Here is an 18,624-nt window from a genome sequence, read left to right as displayed (position 1 = left end):
CGGGCTCCCGGACCGGACAGGAACTCGTGGTGACCGAGACGAGCGAGCGGATCGCACGCCGGAGCGTGGACAAGTTCGCCCAGCGACGGGCGGAACTGGCGGAGTCCGCGCTGCAGACGCTGTCCGAGCTGGGATACGCGAGGACGAGCCTGCGGGAGATCGCGCAGAAGTCGAACTTCTCGCACGGGGTCCTGCACTACTACTTCACCGACAAGGTGGAACTGCTGACCTACGCGGTCCGCAAGTTCGAGGAAGTGTGCGTGACCCGCTACGACGAGGCCGTGGCCGCGGCGCGTTCGGCCGAGGAACTGGAGCGGGGCTTCGGTGCCGCGATGGCGGACACGCTGCGAGCCGACGCCGTGATGCACCGGCTGTGGTACGACCTGCGGAACCAGAGCCTGTTCGAGTCCGCGTTCCGCGCCGACGTGCTCGAGATCGACACTCAACGGCAGGCGATGATCTGGCGGGTCGTGGAGCGCTACGCCGAACTCGCCGACGCTTCGCCGGTCGTGACGCGGGCGGTCGCCTATGCCGCTTTCGACGGTCTTTTCCAGCAGGCGCTGCTGCACCATCTCGCCGGCGAGGAGAACGGTCTCGCCGAGGATGTCGGATCGTTGCTCAGGCGGCTGGTTTCGTAGGAGTGTTCGATGGGCTCCTCGGGTGCCCTTGAGTTGGGTCATTCATGTCGCTGAGGAATTGCTCGAACTCCGCGCGGCCTTTGGGGGAATCGGGGTCGTGGACGTCGGGTCGTCCTTGCGTGTCGCGCAGGCCGACCATGTTCGCGGCTATTTCGACGGCGAAGGTTCGGTTCACGATGTCGGCTACGGAGATTGTGCCGTCGTTCGTGCTCAACTCCGGCTCGGTCGCTTCGGGATCAGACAAGCATCCTTGGGTGGACGGCAGTTGGTCAGTCGAGCCTCGTGCTGTTCTTCCTGTCGGTCGCCGGGGTCGCGGTGCTGACAGTAAGCGCTTACTCGACCGGCCATCGGTGCTGCATTTCTTTTAACGAACGGGAAATGTGTCAGTGTTGGAGCTCGCTCGCTGTCACTGGGTTGGCTTGGTTGAAGTGAGGCTGATTCACTCTTCAGTGTTGTTGGCGCGTTTCGCTGGTCGCTTAAAATTACGAACACATGTTCGAAGAACAGTGCTATTATGGAGTCGTGTCCGAGACCTTCCTTCCCGAGTTGCCGCAGGAGCTGTGGCGTGCCGGCAAGCTGGAGCTTGCCCATGGCGTGCAGCAATCCCTGCAGGTGATCCGGGTGGCGACCGCCGCGCTGGGGCGGTTCTTGGCGGAGATCGAGTCTCGGGGCGTCAAGGACTTGTACGGCCACGGCAGTACGGCTAGCTGGCTCGCGGATCTGGCGGGCTTGTCGCGCGGCGAGGCCGGTGCGATCGTGAAACGGGCCATCGCCCTGAACCCCACCCGGGCTCTGGATGGCACGGAGGTTCCGCCTGTTGCGCCCGCGACCGCCGCCGTCGCCGCGGAGGGGCTGGTCGGGGACGAACGGATCGATCAGATCCTGGACATCCTGAAACGACTCCCGGCCGACACCTCCGCCGAGGATCGGGCGAGCGCGGAGAAGATCCTGGCCGATCTCGCCCCGAACGCCGGTCCCGCACAGCTCACCAAGGCCGAAGCGAACCTGTTGGGCTGGCTCGATCCCGACGGCAAGGAACCCAAAGAACCCGAACCGAAAGAGCCACGCCGCGAACTCACCTTGGAGCGTCGCAAGGACGGGTTCTGGAAGCTGACCGGCCTGCTCGATGACGAGACCGGTGCCCGGACGGCGGCCGCGTTGGAGGCGCACGCCCAGCCGCGGCCGGTGGACGAGTTCGGGCAGGCGGATCTGCGGATGAAATGCGAACGCATGGGCGACGCCTGGGCCGACCTGCTGGACCTGGCCATTGCCTGCCCCGACCAGCCCGGCACCAGCGGCTACCGCACCCTCGTGAACGTCACCATCGGACTCGAAGAACTGAAGTCCGGCCTCGGGACCGCGTGTCTCGACTTCGTGGGGACGATGACCGCTCGGGAAGCCAGGCTCGCGGCCTGCGACTGCCTGATGCTGCCGGTCGTGATGAGCACCTCGGGTGAGCCACTGGATATGGGACGGCTGAGACGGTTCGTCACGCCCGGGCAGAGACGCGCGTTGAACATCCGCGACAGGGGCTGCGCCTTCCCCGGCTGCCATCGGAAACCCAAGAACTGCCACGCCCACCACATACATCACTGGGCAGACGGCGGACCCACCGATCTCCGGAATCTCGTGCTGCTGTGCGGTTTCCATCATCGGTTGATTCATCACGGCGACTGGGAAGTACGGATGGCCGCCGACGGCCTACCGGAATTCATCCCACCCCAATACCGGGATCCGCTGCGACAACCCCGCCGTAACACCCTGCATCACGTCTGACCACCGAGGAGCCCGTCGGCCACACCGACGACGGGCTCCTCGGCATGCCCACAGTCGGAAAGCGTCATTCGACCGAAGCCTGGACTGCTGTCATGCGAGGTGGTCAGGTACCGCTCTGGACGACACCGGCGCCGAGAGCAAGCCCGCGAACGGCAGCGGTGAACAGGGGAGCGTGAACTAGAGACCGAGCGATACCGGCGCGATCAACGACTTCGGATCCATGCAGCCTTTCTCGCCGCGATCTCGAATGTGCGGGTGGAAATGAGGTACGCCGGTGACTCACTTCGAGACGGTGCAGAACTCGACCGGGAACGCCTTCTCGATCTCGTCGCGACCGCCCGAGACCGTTGGGTGTGGTCGGTCCCGCCGAGGTCCGTGACCAGGCAACCGAGTTGATCCGCGTATTCGCGGAGAACCTCGCCCACCTCCTGGACGGTCACCCAGGAGCCGTCCTGACCAGACCGCGCCACCGGAGCCGTCGATGACGGCCAGCACGCCGGATCCGTGGACGGCACCCTTGCGCCCGGGGCCGCCCGTAAGCGGCGACGAGCGTCAGGAAGTCGCCGGCCCCGCGTTGCATTCCGGTCCAGGGGCAAATGCAACGCCGCGACCCGGCCGTAGGTTCGGCGCCGTGCCCGATATCGAACCCTTCCCCGTCCGTGTGCCCGATCGCGAACTGGCCGACCTCCACACTCGACTGGCCAAGGTCCGCCTTCCCGAACCCGAGACGGTTCCCGACGCGACGCAGGGAATCGAGCTGGACCGGTTGACGGCGTTGCTCCAGACATGGCGGGAACACGACTGGCGCGCAAGGGAAATCCGCTGGAACACGCAGCCTCATCACCGGGCCCGGACCGACGGTCTGGACATCGGGTTCTGGCACGTCCGCTCAGCCGAGCCCACGGCGCTCCCGCTGATCCTGACCCACGGCTGGCGGGCTCGATCCTCGAGTTCGAGAAGGTGATCAGGCCGCTCACCGAGCCGGTTTCCGCGGGCGACGCCTTCCATGTGGTCGTGCCTTCGCTGCCGGGCTTCGGTTTCAGCGAACGGCCACGTGAGCGGGGCCGGAATCCGGGGCGGACGGCGCCGAGCGCGGACGAACAGCGCATGCTGGACCGGCGCTTCCTGCACCTGGCCGACGGATACGCCTTCGGGATGCTCATGGGGACGCGCCCGCAGACCCTCGGCTACTCCCTGCTCGCTTCCCCGGCGGGGCTCGGCGAGAAGTTCGCCGCCTACGCCGACGACCGGCCGGAAGCCGGCGGCGAGGTGAGTGTGGCCGACCAGGTCGACAACATCGCGTTGTACTGGCTGACCGGCACCGGAGCTTCGAGCGCCCGCTGGTACTGAGAAGCGATGCCGCGGGGCGCCGAGGAGGAGAACGCGCGGCCGGTGACCGTGCCCACCGCCGTCTCGCAATTCCCTGCCGATCCCTGGCCGACCGCGCGACGCTGGGCCGAGCGGCGTTACCGGAACCTGTACCGGTGGACGGAACTCGGCCGCGGCGGTCACTTCCCCGGACTGGAGTACGCCGGAGCTGCTGGTGTCCGGGATCCGGGAAGCGTTCCGGGACCTCCGGTAAACGGTTAAAAGCCCCATACGTTCGACGGGATACACCGGGAGTCGGTGCTCCTATCGTCGGAGGCCGACCGCGACCCGGTGAGGAGCGCCTCTGATGAAACTCGTGCGGATGATGGGGTTGGCCGTGCTGACGGCCTCCGCGTTGGTGCTGTCGATGACCGCGGCGTCCGCGCACGATCCCGAGACGGCGGAGGGGCAGGCGGCGGCGCGGACCTTCATGGCCGACCACGTCCCGGCCGAGCGGCACGCCGTCACCGGCACCGCGGCGGGTGTGCCGTGTGTCAACGGCAAGGCCGACAAGTACCCGTGCAAGAACGTCGACCTGCTCAGCGTGCTCCCCCTTTCCGGGCTCGGCGGCGGCAACGGCAACGACATCTGGGGCTGGACGGATCCCTCGTCCGGCAAGGAATACGCCATTGTCGGGCGGACCAACGGCACCGCCTTCGTCGACCTGAGCGTCCCGACCTCGCCGAAGTTCCTCGGCAACCTGCCCTCCAACGGCGGCAGCAGTTCGTGGCGGGACATGAAGGTGTACAAGAACCACGCGTTCATCGTGGCCGACTTCATCACCGGGCACGGGATGCAGGTGTTCGACCTGACCAGGCTCCGCACGGTCACCACACCGCAGACCTTCACCGCCGACGCGCTGTACAAGGGATTCGGTCCCGCGCACAACATCGCGATCAACGAGGAGACCGGTTTCGCCTACGCCATCGGCTCCAACACGTGCAGCGGCGGGCCGCATGTCGTCAACATCCAGAACCCGAAGGCGCCGGCCAAGGCGGGCTGCGTTTCGCAGGACGGCTACACCCACGACACGCAGTGCGTCGTCTACCGCGGACCGGACGCGGCCTACAGCGGCAGGGAAATCTGCTTCAACGCCAACGAGGACACCCTGACCATCGTCGACGTCACCGACAAGGCCAGGCCGGTCCAGATCTCGCGCAAGGGTTACTCGGGCGCGCAATACTCGCACCAGGGCTGGCTGACCGGCGACCAGCGCTACTTCCTGCTCGACGACGAACTGGACGAGTCGCGCGGCACCGACAAGCGCACCAAGACCTACGTGTGGGACCTGGCCAAACTGTCCGCCCCCGTGCACACCGGCGTCTACAGTTCGCCGGCCACCGCGATCGACCACAACCAGTACATCAAGGGCCAGTACTCCTACCAGGCGAACTACCAGGCCGGCCTGCGCATCCTTGACGTCAGCGGGGTCGCTTCGGCGAAGTTGTCCGAGGTCGGCTACTTCGACATCTACCCGGCGGGCGACGCGGCGAACTTCAACGGGGCGTGGAGCAACTACCCGTACTTCTCCAGCGGCATCGTCATCGTCAACGGCATCGAGCAGGGCCTGGTCGTGGTGAAGCCGAACCTCGGCGGCAAGTGACCGGGGGCAGGGCGTGCGCAAACCCCGGCTGACGGATTGGCTGTTCCTCGCGCTGGCCTTGGTGATCGGCACGGCCGCGGTGTTCGTGGCCCTCCGGCCGACACCGGGCTCCGCGCATTCGGCTCACCAACAGCCGGTCGTGACCGCGGATCTGCTTCCGGCAGCCCACAGCGACGGGCTGTCGGAGGCGGAAAGCGGCTACCGGTTCGAGCGGGTCACCACACCGGCCGTCCGGGGCCCCGAGGTACCGGTCGCCTTCCGGATCCTCGGCCCCGACGGACGGCCGGTGACCCGGTTCCTGGACAACCAGACCAAACAGATGCACTTCTTCGCCGTGCGCGACGACATGAACGTCTTCCAGCACGTGCATCCGAGACTGGACGGGGACACCTGGCACACGAACCTGTCGCTGACCGACGGTGGCGCCTACCGGATGTTCGCCGAGTTCGTGCCGCTCGACACCAAGGATCCGAAGCATCCGGTGGTGCTCGGTGTCCCGTTCACCGTGCCCGGTGACACCACCTTCGTGCCGGTGCCCGCTCCGTCGACCGACACCGTGACGGCCACGGGATACCGGGTGGCGCGGGTGGACGGGGCGGCCCGGATCCCGTCGATGCGGGCGCAGGTCCTCCGGTTCGCCCTCCGCGGCCCGGACGGTGCGCCCGTCACCGCGGTCGACCCGCATCTGGGCGCCAACGGCCATCTGACCGGGTTCCACACCATGCTGTTGTCGGCCACGCACCTGCATCCGGCCCAGCCGCTGGGCGCGGCGCTGGCCGGCGGTGAGCTGACCTTCCACTCCCTGTTCTCGGAACGCGGGGAGTACCGGCTGTTCCTCGAGTTCTCACACGGCGGGCGGGTGCACACGGCGGCCATCACGGTCGCGGTGGACTGACCGGGACGACCTCGGCGATCTTCGGTGCCGCGCCTCCCGGCGACCAGAGGAGCCGGACCTTGTCGGTCACGGCGCCCTCGGCGGGCAGTTCCGTGTAGCCGCCGGACATTCTGCCGATCGTCCGCCAGCCGCCCGCCGGGTCGGCGATCTGGACGTCGGCGCCCGCACCGGCGTCCGCCGCCAGGACGACGATCTTGGCCAGTGGCTTCGGCGCGACGGCTGTGACGACGAGCGCGTCGCCCGGCATCGGCGCCGATGCCGCCGCGTACCGCGAATCGGCGTTGTTGTCCGCCGCCGCGGCCAGGTTCGACCCCGCCGGCGTGCCGGTGACCGTGTACTTCGGACTGTCCGGTGTGGACACGGTGAATTCCCGTACCACGACCCAGAAGGTCTGGGCGCCGGTCGTGCGCACGCGGACGAACCGCGCCACGGCGCCCTCCGGCAGGTCGGCCGAGATCACCGGCTCGGTGACCGGCTTCACCGTCGTCCACCGGGTGCCGTCGGCGGAGTATTCGAGGACGCCGTCGCGGACGTAGTCGTCCGGGCTGGTCGGCTTTCCCATCAGGATGTCCACATGGGACACCCGTTGCGGGGAACCGAGATCGACCCCGATGGTGGCGCCGATCCGGGGCGCCCAGTCGCTCCAGTAGTAGGTCTCGGGGTCGCCGTCGACCATCCGGGCGGGGACGTGGTCGGTGTAGGTGCCGAGCGACGTCGTCGGCTGCGGCCGGATCCCGGGCAGGCCGAACCAGCGGTCGGCGGTGGCCAGCGCGCTGTTGAGGAACGGCACGCAGACCCCTGTGCAGGTGCTCGGGTTACGCGGGCCGCGCGAGGTCGGGACGCGGATCGCCTGCGCCTGCTGGAGCGCGGCGACGAGCTCGCCGCGTTCCGCCCACGCCTTCGCGCCGTCGCCGTCGACCTGGGCCAGCAGCATCCGCACCGCGTGACGGCCGGCCTGACCGTAGAGGCCGACCTGGTCGAGCCAGGGGCCGACCTCGGCGAGGAATTTCGGGTTCGAGGCCATCCCGCGCCGCAGATCTTCGGGGTCGGAGGCCATCGTGGTCAGGTAGCGATCCAGTTTCGCGGCCGCGTCCCACGGGTCCTTCTTCTCCAGCGCGGACCAGAAGGCGGCCAGCAGCGGCCGCAGCACCGGTGAATCGAGATCCGGCTTCCCGGTTTCGAGGCGCACGAGCAGACTCGAATAGTTGTTCTCCGCGAACACCTTCAGCGCGGGTGCGGCGGGGCCGCCGAGGTCGGCGATGGCGGCGAGCCAGGACTTGTCGGGGTCGTACCGGTCCGGGTTCCACAGGAAGTCACCGGAGGTGAACTCGGCAATCTTGGACGCCTCGGCCTGCACCATCGGGTTCGCGGTGATCCCGGAGAGGTACTTCGCGACCCCGGGTTCGCGGCCGATGTACGGGCCGAGCAGGAGACGTTCGGTGATGTAGTCGTTGACCGGGTAGTTGTCCCAGATCAGGATGTCGTGCCCGAAGACCTCTTTCGCCTGCCGCGCCTGCTTTTCGGTGATCTGCCCGGCGATCACGCCGACGCCGGTCCACTCGACGATCACCGCCTTGTCGAGCTGGGTGCGCAGCGCGGTCTTGTACGGCGAGTCGGCGAGGTCGTAGTACTCGGTCGGGACGGTCTGCAGCCGCTCGACGCCGGGATGCGTCGTGATGAAGTCCTGCTGAACGCGGTTGAGGAGGAACGACTGCGCAGCGCCCGCGGCCGCGCCGCCGGTGCCGAACTTCGCGGCGTCGGCGGCGCAGTTCCAGCGGGTGTAGGAGATGTCGTCGAGCGGTATCGCGAACGACCGCACCCCGATGTCCCACAGCGACTGGAACTTGGTGACCAGCGCGGTCTTGTCGGCGTCGGAGGAGTAGCACACGGAAAGGCCGGGGGAGAGCGCGTAGGTGAACTCGACGTGGTTCGCGTCGGCGCGGTTCACCAGTTGCGAGAGCAGTGCGAGCTGCTCGGGCGGGTACTGGTCGCGCCAGCGGGCGCGCAGGAACGGGTCGTCCTTGGGGGAGTAGACATACATGTTCTGCTTGGTGCGGCCGTAGAAGTCCAGCTGTGCCAGCCGATCGGCGTGGGACCACGGCGCGCCGTAGAAGCCCTCGATCACGCCGCGCAGCGGGGCCGCGGGCCAGTCACGGATCCCGAACGCGCGGCTCTTGCCGGAAGCGAACAGCTGCCGGAACGACTGCGCGGCGTAGAACGTCCCCGAAGTGTCCACACCGGACAGTGCGATCACGCCGCGGTCGGCGGCGAGGACGTATCCGCCGGGGGCCAGACCTTCGGGCCCCTCGATGCGGAGCGCGGCGAGTGCCAGTGCGGTCGCCCTGCTTTCGGTGGGCCCGCCGACGAAGACGACGAGGCCGCCGTTGCCGCGTTCCCGGTCGGCGGCGGCCTGATCGTGGTCGGTGATCTTGACGATCGTGCTCGCGCCCGCCGAGCGGAGGACCTGGTCGACGACGGCGAGCGCGGACGGATCGGTGCCCGCTCCCACGACTTCGACGACGGTGCGCGGGATGGTCACCTGGCCGGATCGCGGCGTCACCTGCTGGGGTGTCGGCCACACCTGCGCCAAGGACGGGACGGGAGCCGCGCTCGCCGGGGCCGGGACGGCCACCGCTGTCACGAGCAACATCACCGGAATGAGTCGAAGTACCCATCGGAAGGACATCGGCGGCCCCCAAATCGTCGATCAACGACGTTCTGTGAGCAAGCAAACACCCGATGCGATGATCTCGGCTAGGTCGGTCCGGGTGATTTTCCTGCCAAGGCGGCGGCGGTCAGGGTGAGATGCCGGGTCAGCGCCTCGGCGGCCGCGTCGGCGTCGCGCGCGAGCGCCGTTTCCTCCAGCAGGCGATGTTCGGCGAGATGATCGCGGCTCGGAGCGCGGTGCGCCGCCCAGCGCCTGGCCAGTTCGCTCGCGGTCCACATCCGGTCGAACGTCTCCAGCAGGACGGGGTTTCCGCAGCCGTCGAGCAGGGTCCGGTGGAAGACGCGATGGGCTTCGGACCACGCCGCGCTGATGTACTCGCCTTCTTCGGGAACGAACGGCGGCGTCCGGCTCAGCCGGTGATGGGCGGCGCGGACGCGGGCCTCCCAGTCGAGGTCGCCGCGTTCGACGGAGAGGCGCAGGACGAGCGGCTCGATGGTCCGGCGGGCTTCCGTGATCTCCTGCCAGCGCCGATCGGAGAAGGCGGGGACGGCGAAGCCGCGGTTGGGGAGCCTGTCGGCGAGGCCGTCGCCGACCACGCGGACGAGCGCCTCCCGGACGACCGCCAGGCTCACGCCGTGTTCCTTGGCGAGGTCCTGCGGTTTGAGCGCGGCGCCGGGGGCGTGGTCGCCGCGCATGATCGCGTCCCGCAGGCGGGTGTACACCTGCTCGGAGAGCATCCGCTTGTCCGGTGAGGCCATCCACGGAGCATAGACGAACGGGAAGATAATCGATTATTTGTGTTATGGTCGATTTATGACCTCAGTCAATGACCCGTTCACCGTCACCAGCACGTCTGTCGCCGACGGTGCCGCATGGGCGCCTGAACAGCTGGCCGGCAAGGACGTTTCGCCGCAGCTGAGCTGGAGCGGCGCTCCGCGCGGAACCAAGAGCTACGCCGTCACCGTGTACGACCCCGACGCGCCGACCGGTTCCGGTTTCTGGCACTGGGCGGTCGCCGACATCCCCGCCGCTGTCACCGAGCTGCCCGAGGGCGCCGGCGACGACACCGGTTCCGGGCTCCCCGAAGGCGCCTTCCAGCTGCCCAACGACGCCCGCCTCGCCCGCTATCTCGGTGCCGCGCCGCCCGCCGGGCACGGGGTGCACCGCTACTTCGTCGTGGTGCACGCCCTCGACGTCGAGTCGCTCGGCGTCCCGGCCGACAGCACGCCCGCCTTTCTCGGCTTCACCATGGCCTCGCACGTGCTCGCCCGCGCGGTCCTGGTCGCCACGGCGGAAACCCCGGGCCCCGAACGCATCGAGGTCTCGCGGCTCGTCCCCGCTTCCGCCGGCGCGATCTTCGCGGTCTTGAGCGATCCGCAGGGGCATGTCGACATCGACGCGTCGGGAATGCTCATCGACGCGGAAGGGGAGCCGGTCGAGCAGGTGGGCGACCGGTTCGTGGTCCACATGGACCGGGAAGCGCTCGGGGACGTGCCCTTGGGGAAATACGACGTCGAGGTCGTCATCACCACGCTCACCCCGAACGAAGAGATCGCCTGGACCGTCGAAGGCCGGATCAGGCCGCATGCCCGGCACATCTACGGCTACCGGCTGGAACCCGCCGAGGGCGGCACGCTCGTCACGTCGTACTACGACTGGTCGGAAGTGGGCGAGGAGTGGAAGGAGCGCATCACCTTCCCGGTGGTTCCCGAGTCCGCGCTCAAGGCCACGCTTGGGATCCTCGAGCGGACTGTGCGGCGTCGGGGCGTTTCGCCCACGCACGGACGCTGAACACGCCAGAATGTCCCGGTGCGGAACATCCTCGTAGCGATCGTCCTCGTCCTGCTCGGTGTCACCGGTTGCCAGGGCGGGGTTTCCGGCCAAGCCGAGCCCGAAGGCGACAGTTTCGCGATCAAGGACGGGTCGCGGCTGCGGTTCCGCCCGGTGCTGGCGGAGTTCCCGTCCGGACCGGCGACGGGCGCGGCGACCGACCGCCAGAGCACGGATCCAGCCGGACAGCAGGCCGCCGCGGCGGCGCTGGACTGCTCGGAGGGGCCGGATCCGCTGGACGGCCGCGACGACCCGGCGCTCCCGCTGGTCAGCTGCGACCGGGTGCAGGGCACGAAATACCTGCTCGGCCCGGCGTTCCTCACCGGAGCCGACCTCAGCCGGGCGAACGCTCGCCTCGACACGCAGTCCGGCGGTCCGCTCGTCGGGCTCAGTTTCACCGACGCGGGCGCGCGGACCTGGGCGGATTGGACGGCGGCGAACGTCGGCAAGCAGGTCGCGATGGTGCTGAAGAGCCGGGTGCTGACCGCGCCGACGATCCAGTCGGCCATCACCGGCGGGGAAACCCAGATCACCGGCAAGTTCACCATGGACGACGCCCGTCAGTTGGCGCGCGACATCGCCGGCGGCTGACCTTTCCGCTCGTGAGTGGCAAGGACGGTTCTAACCGTCCTTGCCACTCACGAGACCCCGGGCGCACCTGGCGGAATACGATCACCGCACCCGACGTTTGAGCGTTCAACTACTTGAGGAGTTGGACATGGGTTACGAGATCCTGGGCACCCCGCAGGCGCCGACTTTCGGCCTGGACACCTTCGGCGACGTCGCGAACGGCGCGGACGGCCAGCCGGTGAGCCAGGCCGAGGCCATCCGCGAGGTCGTGGCCGAGGGCGTCCTCGCCGACCAGGTGGGCGTGGACTACTTCGGTGTCGGCGAACACCACCGCGCCGAGATGGCGGTGTCCTCGCCGGACGTCGTGCTGGCCGCGATCGCCGGCCGGACCGAGCGGATCCGGCTGGGCACGGCGGTCACGGTGCTCAGCTCGGACGACCCGGTGCGGGTGTACGAGCGGTTCGCCACGCTGGACGCGGTTTCCCGCGGCCGCGCGGAGGTCACGCTCGGCCGGGGCTCGTTCACCGAGTCGTTCCCGCTGTTCGGTTACTCGCTGGAGGACTACGAAGCGCTGTTCGCCGAGAAGCTCGACCTGTTCACGCATCTACAGGAGGAGAAGCCGGTCGAGTGGTCCGGGACCGTCCGTCCGGCCCTCGAAGGCGCGCAGGCCTTCCCTGTCACCGAATCGGGCAGCCTGCCCGCGTGGGTCGGGGTCGGCGGGACTCCGCAGTCGGTGGTCCGCGCGGCGGCGTACGGCCTGCCGCTGGTGATGGCGGTGATCGGCGGGTCGCCGGAGCGGTTCACCCCGCTCGCCGACCTGTACCGGCGCGCGCTGAAGGAGGCGGGCCACCAGGAGTTGCCGATCTCGATGCACAGCCCCGGTCACGTCGCCGAGACCGACGAACTGGCCGTCTCCCAGCATTTCTCGCACCACCAGGCCGCTTTCGCCAAAATCGGCGCCGAACGGGGCTGGGGCCCGATGTCCCGCGCCGACTACGACGCCATGGCAGGCCCGCGCGGTGCGCTGTTCGTCGGCTCCCCTGAAACCGTCGCGCAGAAGATCGCCTGGGCGGTGCGGACCCTGGGTCTCTCGCGGTTCCAGCTCAAGTACAGCGTCGGCGCGCTTCCGCACGAGCAGCGCCTGAACTCGATCCGGCTCTACGGCGAGCAGGTCGTCCCGCGCGTGAAGGAACTTCTCGGCTAGAGCGTGTCTCTCAGACCGAAGTTCGGCTGGTAGGTGAGGACACGTGCGCGTTTCTCTTCGGCCGGAGGCCTCGGATTTGCGGAGGTGGGCCGTCGACACGGCTGAGTGAGATCAGCTGATGCCGCGGCCCGGCTACGGAAATCCGAAAGCGCGCCTTGACAGAGACAAGCTAGCCTCGAAGCCGTGGTGTTCGATTCCGAGCGATTCGACCTTCAGCCCTACACCGGTTTCGACATGTCCCGCTATGTCCGGCGGACCTATTGCAGCTGGGAGGATTCCGGCTGGGAGTCGCTTCTCGTCCAGCGGTTCGAGCACGTTCCCGTCGCGGAGGACCTGCGGCTGCCCGCCGTCGCGGATCTGCATCTGGTGTTGCCGCTTTCCGGGCGGGCGGTGATGGAGACCCGCGGCGGAGGCCGGTGGAGCAGCCACGAATGGGGACGGCTCGAACTCGCCGTCCCCGGCAAGCCGCAGCATCGCCGCTACCGCGGGGACGAATCGATGCGCAGCCTGCAGGTGCACATCCCGGGCACCACGGTGGAGTCGGTCGCCGCGCGGCTTGGTGGCCGCGCGGTCGACCACGAGGCGATGGCGGCGTCCGTGGCCGGGGGAGATCCGCTGCTCGACGAGCTGGTCCGCGCGGTCGGGGACGCGCGGGAGGACGACGACCTCTACGCCGAATCCGCGGCCGCCTTCCTCACCGTGCACCTGCTCACCCGCCACGCGCGGAAACCGGGCCCACCGGGCGCGGGACGGGAGGACGAACGTGTCCGCGCGGCCGCCGCGATGATGCGCGACCGGCTGGCCGATCCGCTCAGTGTCGCCGAAATCGCCGGTGAGGTACATCTGAGCGTTTACCACTTCATCCGGGTCTTCAAGGAGAAGACCGGCGAGACACCGCACCGGTTCCTCGGGAGGCTCCGGATCGATGAGGCGCGAAGGCTGTTGCGGGGCACAGATCTCCCGATCGCCGCCATCGCGGGAAGGTGCGGGTTCGCCACTCCCGGCGCCCTGTCGGCCGCTTTCCTGAAGCACACCGGATCGAGGCCCTCGGAGTACCGCAATTCCTGATCATCGCCCCGCAATCCGGCGCATGGTGGCCTCGTCCGGCCGTTCATAGGGTGAGCCGTGTGAGTGGAATGCAGTCGTACGACGTCACCGCCGAATCGCCGGCGCCGCCCGCAGCGGTGTGGGCCCTGTTGCTGGACGCCCGCAGCTGGCCGGTCTGGTCACGGGTCGGTTCACTGGAAGTCGCCGCGTCACAAGGACTTTCCGCCGACGGACGGGACGAGGTCGGCGCGGTCCGCGCCTTCCGGACCGGCAAGACGGTCACCAAGGAGCGGATCACCGCGCTCGACCCGGAACGCCGGTTCTCCTACGAGGGCGTGGACGTTCCGGTGATGCTGGACTACCAGGCCTCGGTCGACCTGTGTGAAACGCCCGGCGGGGGAACACGGATCCGTTGGCATGGAACGTATCGCGTGGGCAAGGGGAGCGCGTGGATCTTCCGCTGGTACCTCCGCCGCTTCATGCGCGACATGGCGACCGGGCTCGCCGGTCACGCCGGCGGCCCGGTCCGGAGGCCATGACGGGGGATCAGTGCCGATGGGCGGCTTCGCGGTGGAAGCCCGCGATCATCGCTTCGGTGCCCGGCGGGTTGAACGGCTGGCCGAGGGTGCGCATGAGCGAGTTCACGCTGGGGCGGTACATCCCGGTCTTGCAGTAGCGGGACCCCTCGAAGGCGCCGACCGTGCCGCCGTCGGGGGAGGGCTTGCCGAGCCACTTGTACCACTTGGCCTGGCGGTCCCTCATCTGCTGGGCCGTGAGCGCGGAAGCGTTGGGCTCCCGGGGTTCCCGGGTGTCGCAGGTGCCGTAGTCGTATTCGTCGGCGAGCCCGCCGATCGAGTGCCCGAGTTCGTGGGCGACGATCTGGCTGGCCTGGATGTTGCCGCCGGAAGAGGTCGCGACCCCGCCGCCGGCGCCGCCGTACTTCGTGGTGTTCGCCAGCATGATGACCTGATCGACGTCCGGCGCGGCCGCGGCGTACTGGTTCGCCTTGGTTTCGTTGACGCACAACAGCCGTTCGATGCCGCCGCACCAGAAGTACGAGCCCAGCGCGGTGTTGCGCCGGATGCCCTGCGTCGGGTCGTTGGTGATGCCGGACTGGGCCGAGACGACGTCGACCTGCCAGAGGTTGAACTGCTTGCGGTAGCTCTTGTACGGCTCGATGGCGAACAGCGCCGCGACACTGAAGCGGACGTGCTGCGAATAGGTACCCAGCTGCGTAGAGGTGTAGCCGTCACCGACGAAGACCAGGTCGAAGGTGGTCTCGCTGGGGCCGTTGGTCTCGATCGGGGTCACCGCGGCGGCGATCCGCTGCGTCGCCGCGGCCCGGTCCGAAACGGGCCGGGTGACGTCCACCCGGGTGATGGTTCCTCCGGGCTCGAAGGCTTCCATCGACGTCGTGAATCGGGGAGCCGCCGACGCCGTCGCGGGAACGAACCCGGCGACGAGGACGGCGGTCAGCGCGACCATGAGGCAGACGCGTCGCATGCGTACTCCTTGCGGGGAGGGGGAGTGGAGTACGAAAAACGATCCCGACTTTCGACGGCTTCCGGCACATCCCAAGTGGCCATAAGGTCCGCGTGATGGACGTCGAGTTACGTCACCTGCGAGTCGTGTGCGCCGTCGCCGACGCGGGCAGCATCACGCGCGCGGCGATCGGGATCGGGAGCACCCAGCCCGCGCTGACCGCCTCCGTGCAACGGATCGAGCGCGCGTTCGGCGGAACCTTGTTCGTCCGGGGGCGGGACGGCGTCTTCCCGACGGCGTTCGGCGAATGCGTGCTCGTCCGCGCCCGTGCCGTCCTCGCCGCGGCGGACACGATGCACCGGGACGCGGCGCGATTCCTGTCGGAAGGCGAGAAACGTCCTGTCGCGCTGGGTGGGATCGGCGGGTCGATGGTCGTCGAACTCGCGGACCGGCTCGGTGATTCGGGCCGGGGACAAGCGGTTTCGGTGACCACCGAGTTCTCGCCGTTGCGGTTGCTGGATCTCGTGGCGGGCGGGCAGCTCGACGCCGCGGTCGTCGCCGACTATCCCGGCCACCTCCTGCCGTCGGCCCCGGGGGTGACGTCGCGGCCGCTGGCCACGCAACCGGTGTTCGTGGCGATCGCCGAGGACCATCCCGCCGCCCGCCGCGCCGAGATCGAGCTCGCCGAGCTCGCCGGGGAACGGTGGGTGCTCGGGCCGTCCGACGGTGCCGGATGGCCGGAGTGCTTCGAAGAAGCCTGTGCCCGCGCGGGTTTCCGGCCACAGGTCGCGCACCGGAGCACGGAATTGCGCCCCGTGCAACGCCTGATCGCCGCGGGCCGGGCGATTTCCCCGTGCCAGGTCACCTTCCCCGCTTCACCGGGGATCGCGATCCGGCCGCTCGCGGGGGATCCGCTGTGGATGCGGTATCTGATCGCCTGGAGCGCGGAAGGCGCCTTCGGCGAGGACACCGGTGCCTTGATCGCGGCGGCCGAGGCGGCTTACCGGTCAGACACCGAAAACAGCCTTCCCTATCGCCACTGGCTCACCCGCCGCGCGGGACCGATCGAGGAGCGGGCGTGCCATCGGGTGACACCTGGTCGGGGAATTCCCCTTGTCGGGCAGGGGGTCCTAGCCTCGGATCACCTCATCGACGAAGGGTAAGAAATTGCGTCTGCGCGCCCTGCTGGCCGCTGCTGTCCTGACCATCACCACCGCTCCGGCCGCGCTCGCCGCGCCGGACGTCGCCCACGGCACCGATGTCCCGCCGGGGCGGTTCGGGTTCGTCGCGAAGATCGCGATGACGAAGATCCCGCGCCCCGACGGCTCGACCTACAGCAGTTACTGCACCGGCGCGCTGGTCGCGCCGAGCTGGGTCGTCACCACGGGGCACTGCTTCCACGACGCGCACCGCAAGCGGGTCGCCGGCAAGATGCCGTATCCGACGATGGTGACGTTGGGCCTTGTCGACGAGGCGGTCGAATCGGGTGTGGCCCGCAAGGCGACCGAAGTGCTGCAGGCGAAGGAAAACGACGTCGCCCTCATCAAGCTGGACACCCCGGTGACGACGGTGACCCCGCTGACGGTGAACCGGGTGCTCCCCAAGGTCGGCCAGCAGCTGACCTTGGCGGGCTGGGGGAGCCTGACCGCCAAGAATCCCGCTCCGGCCACCCGGATGCAGCAAGGCACCGTGCAGGTGGCGACGGTGGCCCCGACGACGCTCGGCGTCCGCGGCGCCGCACCGTCGATCACGACCAGTGCCTGCACATACGACTCGGGGGCGCCGTACTTCGTCCCCGGGGACACGGGCGGCGCGCTGGTCTCGCTGGAGGCCACCGGACCCGACTGCCCGCACGCCGGGATCGAGACGACCTCCCGCGCCGACGTCATCGCGGACTGGATCGCCACCCATACGGGCTAGCGGACCGTTTCGGCCGGTGGCGCATCGGGTAGTGGCGTGATCAGGAGGTAGTGCGATGACGAGTCCTCGAACGACCGCGCCTCCGGCGCCGCCGGACCCCATGCCGCCGGAACCCGGTATTCCCGAACCCGTGCCCGACCCGGGCAGGCCGGAGCCGGTCCCGGACCCCGGGGTGCCCGAACGGGTCCCCGGTCCGGGACCGGACCGCCCGGTGCCGGAACCCGAGAGCCCGCCCGAATCCCAGCCGGGACCGGCGGGTCTCAGAGGGTGAACGCGAGCCAGAGCGCGAGCCAGGCGCAGGCCGCGATCGCGACGACGACCGCGAACACCCGCAGGCCGGCGGTGGCGATCCGGAGCGACGCGGTGCCGGTGTGGTGCCGGTGATTCCCCATGATTCCGCCCTCCTTCCAAGATCACCATCCGCTCCCGGCGCGTTCGCCGCAGCGGGGAAGGTCCATCCGGGTGACCCCGGCCGGGTGAGAACCCGGTTCTCAGAGCCAGTCGTTGTGCGCGGCGAAGATTCCCAGCTGGAACCGGCTGGACACGCCCGCGCGGTCCATCAGGTTCTCGAGATAGCGGAACAGCGTGCGTCTGCTGACGCCGAGCTCGGCGGCGATCTCGTCGTCCTTGCGCCCGGCGGCGAGCAGGAGCAGCAGTTCCCGTTCGACCGGCCGGATCGGCTGCCCGGACGTCCGGCCCCGCCGGTCGATCGGGAGCGCGGCCGCCCAGGACGTCTCGAACAGTCCCTCCAACGCGGAGAAGAGGCTGCAGGGGCGCACGATGACGATGGACTGGTTGCGATCGGCCTCGCGGATGGTCAGCGCGATGGTGGCCGCACGGTCGTCGAACAGCGTCAGCTTCACCGGGAGTTCGGGCAGCAGACGGGCCTGCTCGCCGGCTCGCAGGCACGGCAGGATGTTCGCGGCCAGATAGCCGGGATCGCCGAACGACGCTCCACTGTAGACACAACGGTAACCGATCCCGCGCCGAAGTTGCTCCTCCTCAAGGAGATTCCGGCGGCCGCCGGTGAAGTAGGGCGGGGAATCGAGACGGCGCACCTGGTGCCGCACCGTGGTCGCGAGATGCTGCAGCCGGGGGATGATGGCGTCGCCGGTGACCACTTCGAGCAGGTCCTGAGCGTTCGGCATCCCCGAGTGCGCCCGCCTGAAGGCGCGGTACGCGGTCTGGACCGCGAGCCGCGCGTCGTGCAGTTCGGCCTGTCTTCGCGTGGTCAACGCGGTGAGCGCTTCGCTCGGGTTCGCCGGGAGGTATTCGCGTCCGTCCACTCCGGACGACACCGCGAGGCCGGCGTCGGCCAGTTCCTTCAGCGCCAGCTCGACGTTCTCCGCGTCGTCCTCCCGCCAGGCCAGGTCTTCGGCCTTGACGGGCGCGCTTTCGAGCATCCGCCGGTAGATCCGGGCGGCGGTCTCGCCGAGGCCCAGCCTGCCCAGCTGCGGGCCGAGCCCGTCCGGGGTCGTCGATGCCACTGTCCACCTGCCTCTCAGCGGTCCGGGAGCGGTGGCGCCACCGCTCCCGGGCCGGTTAGGTGCGGGGTCTTATAAAAAAATAACAGCCAAACCAAACCAAAAAAAAAAAGGAAGAAGTAAGATGAAGAGAAAAGGA

General features: G+C 68.9%; 21 protein-coding genes. 15 read left to right on the top strand and 6 right to left on the bottom strand.

Going from position 1 to position 18,624, the window contains the following annotated elements; translation table 11 throughout:
* Nucleotides 1-29 precede the first annotated feature (29 nt).
* Nucleotides 30-638, top strand: coding sequence for a TetR/AcrR family transcriptional regulator (locus tag ACFWIW_RS36315; RefSeq protein ID WP_378372616.1), 609 nt, complete (start codon nucleotides 30-32; stop codon nucleotides 636-638).
* On the opposite strand, the gene ACFWIW_RS36310 is transcribed toward ACFWIW_RS36315, so the two are convergent.
* Complete coding sequence (locus ACFWIW_RS36310) at nucleotides 619-882, bottom strand: hypothetical protein (RefSeq protein WP_378372615.1); 264 nt, start codon at nucleotides 880-882, stop codon at nucleotides 619-621. The two genes, ACFWIW_RS36315 and ACFWIW_RS36310, sit on opposite strands and share 20 nt — an antisense overlap.
* 278 nt (nucleotides 883-1,160) lie before the next feature.
* Between ACFWIW_RS36310 and ACFWIW_RS36305 the strand changes: the two genes are divergently transcribed.
* The 6 genes from ACFWIW_RS36305 to ACFWIW_RS36280 all read left to right on the top strand — a co-directional run bounded on the left by ACFWIW_RS36305 (nucleotide 1,161) and on the right by ACFWIW_RS36280 (nucleotide 6,280).
* Nucleotides 1,161-2,414 (top strand): DUF222 domain-containing protein, encoded by a 1,254-nt coding sequence (locus tag ACFWIW_RS36305; RefSeq protein ID WP_378372614.1) that lies wholly within the window; start codon nucleotides 1,161-1,163, stop codon nucleotides 2,412-2,414.
* Nucleotides 2,415-3,045: 631 nt separating this feature from the next.
* Nucleotides 3,046-3,378: an epoxide hydrolase N-terminal domain-containing protein gene (locus ACFWIW_RS36300; RefSeq protein ID WP_378372613.1), complete on the top strand. Its 333-nt coding sequence runs from the start codon at nucleotides 3,046-3,048 to the stop codon at nucleotides 3,376-3,378.
* Nucleotides 3,375-3,764, top strand: coding sequence for a hypothetical protein (locus ACFWIW_RS36295; RefSeq protein WP_378372612.1), 390 nt, complete (start codon nucleotides 3,375-3,377; stop codon nucleotides 3,762-3,764). The genes ACFWIW_RS36300 and ACFWIW_RS36295 overlap by 4 nt, the downstream gene beginning before the upstream one ends.
* Nucleotides 3,765-3,770: 6 nt before the next feature.
* Complete coding sequence (locus tag ACFWIW_RS36290) at nucleotides 3,771-4,004, top strand: hypothetical protein (RefSeq protein WP_378372611.1); 234 nt, start codon at nucleotides 3,771-3,773, stop codon at nucleotides 4,002-4,004.
* A gap of 85 nt (nucleotides 4,005-4,089) precedes the next feature.
* The gene (locus tag ACFWIW_RS36285; protein ID WP_378372610.1) at nucleotides 4,090-5,385 is read left to right on the top strand and encodes a choice-of-anchor B family protein; all 1,296 of its coding nucleotides are present in this window, start codon (nucleotides 4,090-4,092) and stop codon (nucleotides 5,383-5,385) included.
* 13 nt (nucleotides 5,386-5,398) lie between these two features.
* Nucleotides 5,399-6,280: a hypothetical protein gene (locus ACFWIW_RS36280; RefSeq protein WP_378372609.1), complete on the top strand. Its 882-nt coding sequence runs from the start codon at nucleotides 5,399-5,401 to the stop codon at nucleotides 6,278-6,280.
* On the opposite strand, the gene ACFWIW_RS36275 is transcribed toward ACFWIW_RS36280, so the two are convergent.
* A complete protein-coding gene (locus ACFWIW_RS36275) occupies nucleotides 6,261-8,930 on the bottom strand; it encodes a beta-N-acetylglucosaminidase domain-containing protein (RefSeq protein ID WP_378372608.1) in 2,670 nt (889 codons plus the stop codon). The genes ACFWIW_RS36280 and ACFWIW_RS36275 overlap by 20 nt on opposite strands.
* Nucleotides 8,931-9,034: 104 nt before the next feature.
* Entirely contained in the window at nucleotides 9,035-9,685 is a 651-nt protein-coding gene (locus tag ACFWIW_RS36270) for a GntR family transcriptional regulator (protein WP_378372635.1), read from the bottom strand.
* A 76-nt stretch (nucleotides 9,686-9,761) separates the two neighbouring features.
* On the opposite strand from ACFWIW_RS36270, the gene ACFWIW_RS36265 reads away from it, so the two are divergent.
* The 5 genes from ACFWIW_RS36265 (at nucleotide 9,762) to ACFWIW_RS36245 (ending at nucleotide 14,138) form a co-directional block, all read left to right on the top strand.
* Nucleotides 9,762-10,739: a YbhB/YbcL family Raf kinase inhibitor-like protein gene (locus ACFWIW_RS36265; RefSeq protein ID WP_378372607.1), complete on the top strand. Its 978-nt coding sequence runs from the start codon at nucleotides 9,762-9,764 to the stop codon at nucleotides 10,737-10,739.
* An 18-nt stretch (nucleotides 10,740-10,757) separates the two neighbouring features.
* Entirely contained in the window at nucleotides 10,758-11,369 is a 612-nt protein-coding gene (locus ACFWIW_RS36260) for a precorrin-3B C(17)-methyltransferase (protein WP_378372606.1), read from the top strand.
* A 127-nt stretch (nucleotides 11,370-11,496) separates the two neighbouring features.
* Nucleotides 11,497-12,552: an LLM class flavin-dependent oxidoreductase gene (locus ACFWIW_RS36255; RefSeq protein WP_378372605.1), complete on the top strand. Its 1,056-nt coding sequence runs from the start codon at nucleotides 11,497-11,499 to the stop codon at nucleotides 12,550-12,552.
* A gap of 183 nt (nucleotides 12,553-12,735) precedes the next feature.
* Nucleotides 12,736-13,620 carry a helix-turn-helix domain-containing protein gene (locus tag ACFWIW_RS36250; protein ID WP_378372604.1) on the top strand — a complete coding sequence of 295 codons (885 nt, stop codon included), beginning with the start codon at nucleotides 12,736-12,738 and terminating at the stop codon, nucleotides 13,618-13,620.
* A 68-nt stretch (nucleotides 13,621-13,688) separates the two neighbouring features.
* Nucleotides 13,689-14,138, top strand: coding sequence for an SRPBCC family protein (locus ACFWIW_RS36245; protein ID WP_378372634.1), 450 nt, complete (start codon nucleotides 13,689-13,691; stop codon nucleotides 14,136-14,138).
* A 7-nt stretch (nucleotides 14,139-14,145) separates the two neighbouring features.
* On the opposite strand, the gene ACFWIW_RS36240 is transcribed toward ACFWIW_RS36245, so the two are convergent.
* Nucleotides 14,146-15,102 (bottom strand): M64 family metallopeptidase, encoded by a 957-nt coding sequence (locus ACFWIW_RS36240; RefSeq protein WP_378372603.1) that lies wholly within the window; start codon nucleotides 15,100-15,102, stop codon nucleotides 14,146-14,148.
* A 95-nt stretch (nucleotides 15,103-15,197) separates the two neighbouring features.
* On the opposite strand from ACFWIW_RS36240, the gene ACFWIW_RS36235 reads away from it, so the two are divergent.
* The 3 genes from ACFWIW_RS36235 to ACFWIW_RS36225 are packed head-to-tail and all read left to right on the top strand — an operon-like array spanning nucleotide 15,198 to nucleotide 17,272.
* Nucleotides 15,198-16,244, top strand: a complete 1,047-nt coding sequence (locus tag ACFWIW_RS36235; RefSeq protein ID WP_378372602.1) for a LysR family transcriptional regulator — start codon at nucleotides 15,198-15,200, stop codon at nucleotides 16,242-16,244.
* Nucleotides 16,245-16,248: 4 nt separating this feature from the next.
* Nucleotides 16,249-17,001 carry a trypsin-like serine protease gene (locus tag ACFWIW_RS36230; protein WP_378372601.1) on the top strand — a complete coding sequence of 251 codons (753 nt, stop codon included), beginning with the start codon at nucleotides 16,249-16,251 and terminating at the stop codon, nucleotides 16,999-17,001.
* A 55-nt stretch (nucleotides 17,002-17,056) separates the two neighbouring features.
* Complete coding sequence (locus ACFWIW_RS36225; RefSeq protein ID WP_378372600.1) at nucleotides 17,057-17,272, top strand: hypothetical protein; 216 nt, start codon at nucleotides 17,057-17,059, stop codon at nucleotides 17,270-17,272.
* On the opposite strand, the gene ACFWIW_RS36220 is transcribed toward ACFWIW_RS36225, so the two are convergent.
* Together ACFWIW_RS36220 and ACFWIW_RS36215 are read right to left on the bottom strand one after the other, a co-directional pair.
* A complete protein-coding gene (locus tag ACFWIW_RS36220; RefSeq protein WP_255355316.1) occupies nucleotides 17,262-17,393 on the bottom strand; it encodes a hypothetical protein in 132 nt (43 codons plus the stop codon). The genes ACFWIW_RS36225 and ACFWIW_RS36220 overlap by 11 nt on opposite strands.
* A 99-nt stretch (nucleotides 17,394-17,492) precedes the next feature.
* On the bottom strand, nucleotides 17,493-18,488 hold the full coding sequence (locus tag ACFWIW_RS36215; RefSeq protein WP_378372599.1) for a LuxR C-terminal-related transcriptional regulator: 996 nt from the start codon (nucleotides 18,486-18,488) through the stop codon (nucleotides 17,493-17,495).
* Nucleotides 18,489-18,624: the final 136 nt, after the last annotated feature.

Origin of the sequence: Amycolatopsis sp. NPDC058340 (assembly GCF_042723975.1) — a bacterium.
Taxonomy (GTDB): Bacteria; Actinomycetota; Actinomycetes; order Mycobacteriales; family Pseudonocardiaceae; genus Amycolatopsis.
The sequence above is the reverse complement of the archived record's forward strand: the minus strand, read 5'-3'. Positions and strand labels throughout refer to the sequence as shown.

Excerpts from the sequence above, each read along its gene's own strand:
- ACFWIW_RS36275 (WP_378372608.1), bottom strand. The coding sequence starts at position 8,930 with ATGTTGCTCGTGACAGCGGTGGCCGTCCCGGCCCCGGCGAGCGCGGCT.
- ACFWIW_RS36235 (WP_378372602.1), top strand. The coding sequence starts at position 15,198 with ATGGACGTCGAGTTACGTCACCTGCGAGTCGTGTGCGCCGTCGCCGAC.
- ACFWIW_RS36255 (WP_378372605.1), top strand. The coding sequence starts at position 11,497 with ATGGGTTACGAGATCCTGGGCACCCCGCAGGCGCCGACTTTCGGCCTG.
- ACFWIW_RS36290 (WP_378372611.1), top strand. The coding sequence starts at position 3,771 with ATGCCGCGGGGCGCCGAGGAGGAGAACGCGCGGCCGGTGACCGTGCCC.
- ACFWIW_RS36225 (WP_378372600.1), top strand. The coding sequence starts at position 17,057 with ATGACGAGTCCTCGAACGACCGCGCCTCCGGCGCCGCCGGACCCCATG.
- ACFWIW_RS36240 (WP_378372603.1), bottom strand. The coding sequence starts at position 15,102 with ATGCGACGCGTCTGCCTCATGGTCGCGCTGACCGCCGTCCTCGTCGCC.
- ACFWIW_RS36270 (WP_378372635.1), bottom strand. The coding sequence starts at position 9,685 with ATGCTCTCCGAGCAGGTGTACACCCGCCTGCGGGACGCGATCATGCGC.
- ACFWIW_RS36265 (WP_378372607.1), top strand. The coding sequence starts at position 9,762 with ATGACCTCAGTCAATGACCCGTTCACCGTCACCAGCACGTCTGTCGCC.
- ACFWIW_RS36220 (WP_255355316.1), bottom strand. The coding sequence starts at position 17,393 with ATGGGGAATCACCGGCACCACACCGGCACCGCGTCGCTCCGGATCGCC.
- ACFWIW_RS36285 (WP_378372610.1), top strand. The coding sequence starts at position 4,090 with ATGAAACTCGTGCGGATGATGGGGTTGGCCGTGCTGACGGCCTCCGCG.
- ACFWIW_RS36245 (WP_378372634.1), top strand. The coding sequence starts at position 13,689 with ATGCAGTCGTACGACGTCACCGCCGAATCGCCGGCGCCGCCCGCAGCG.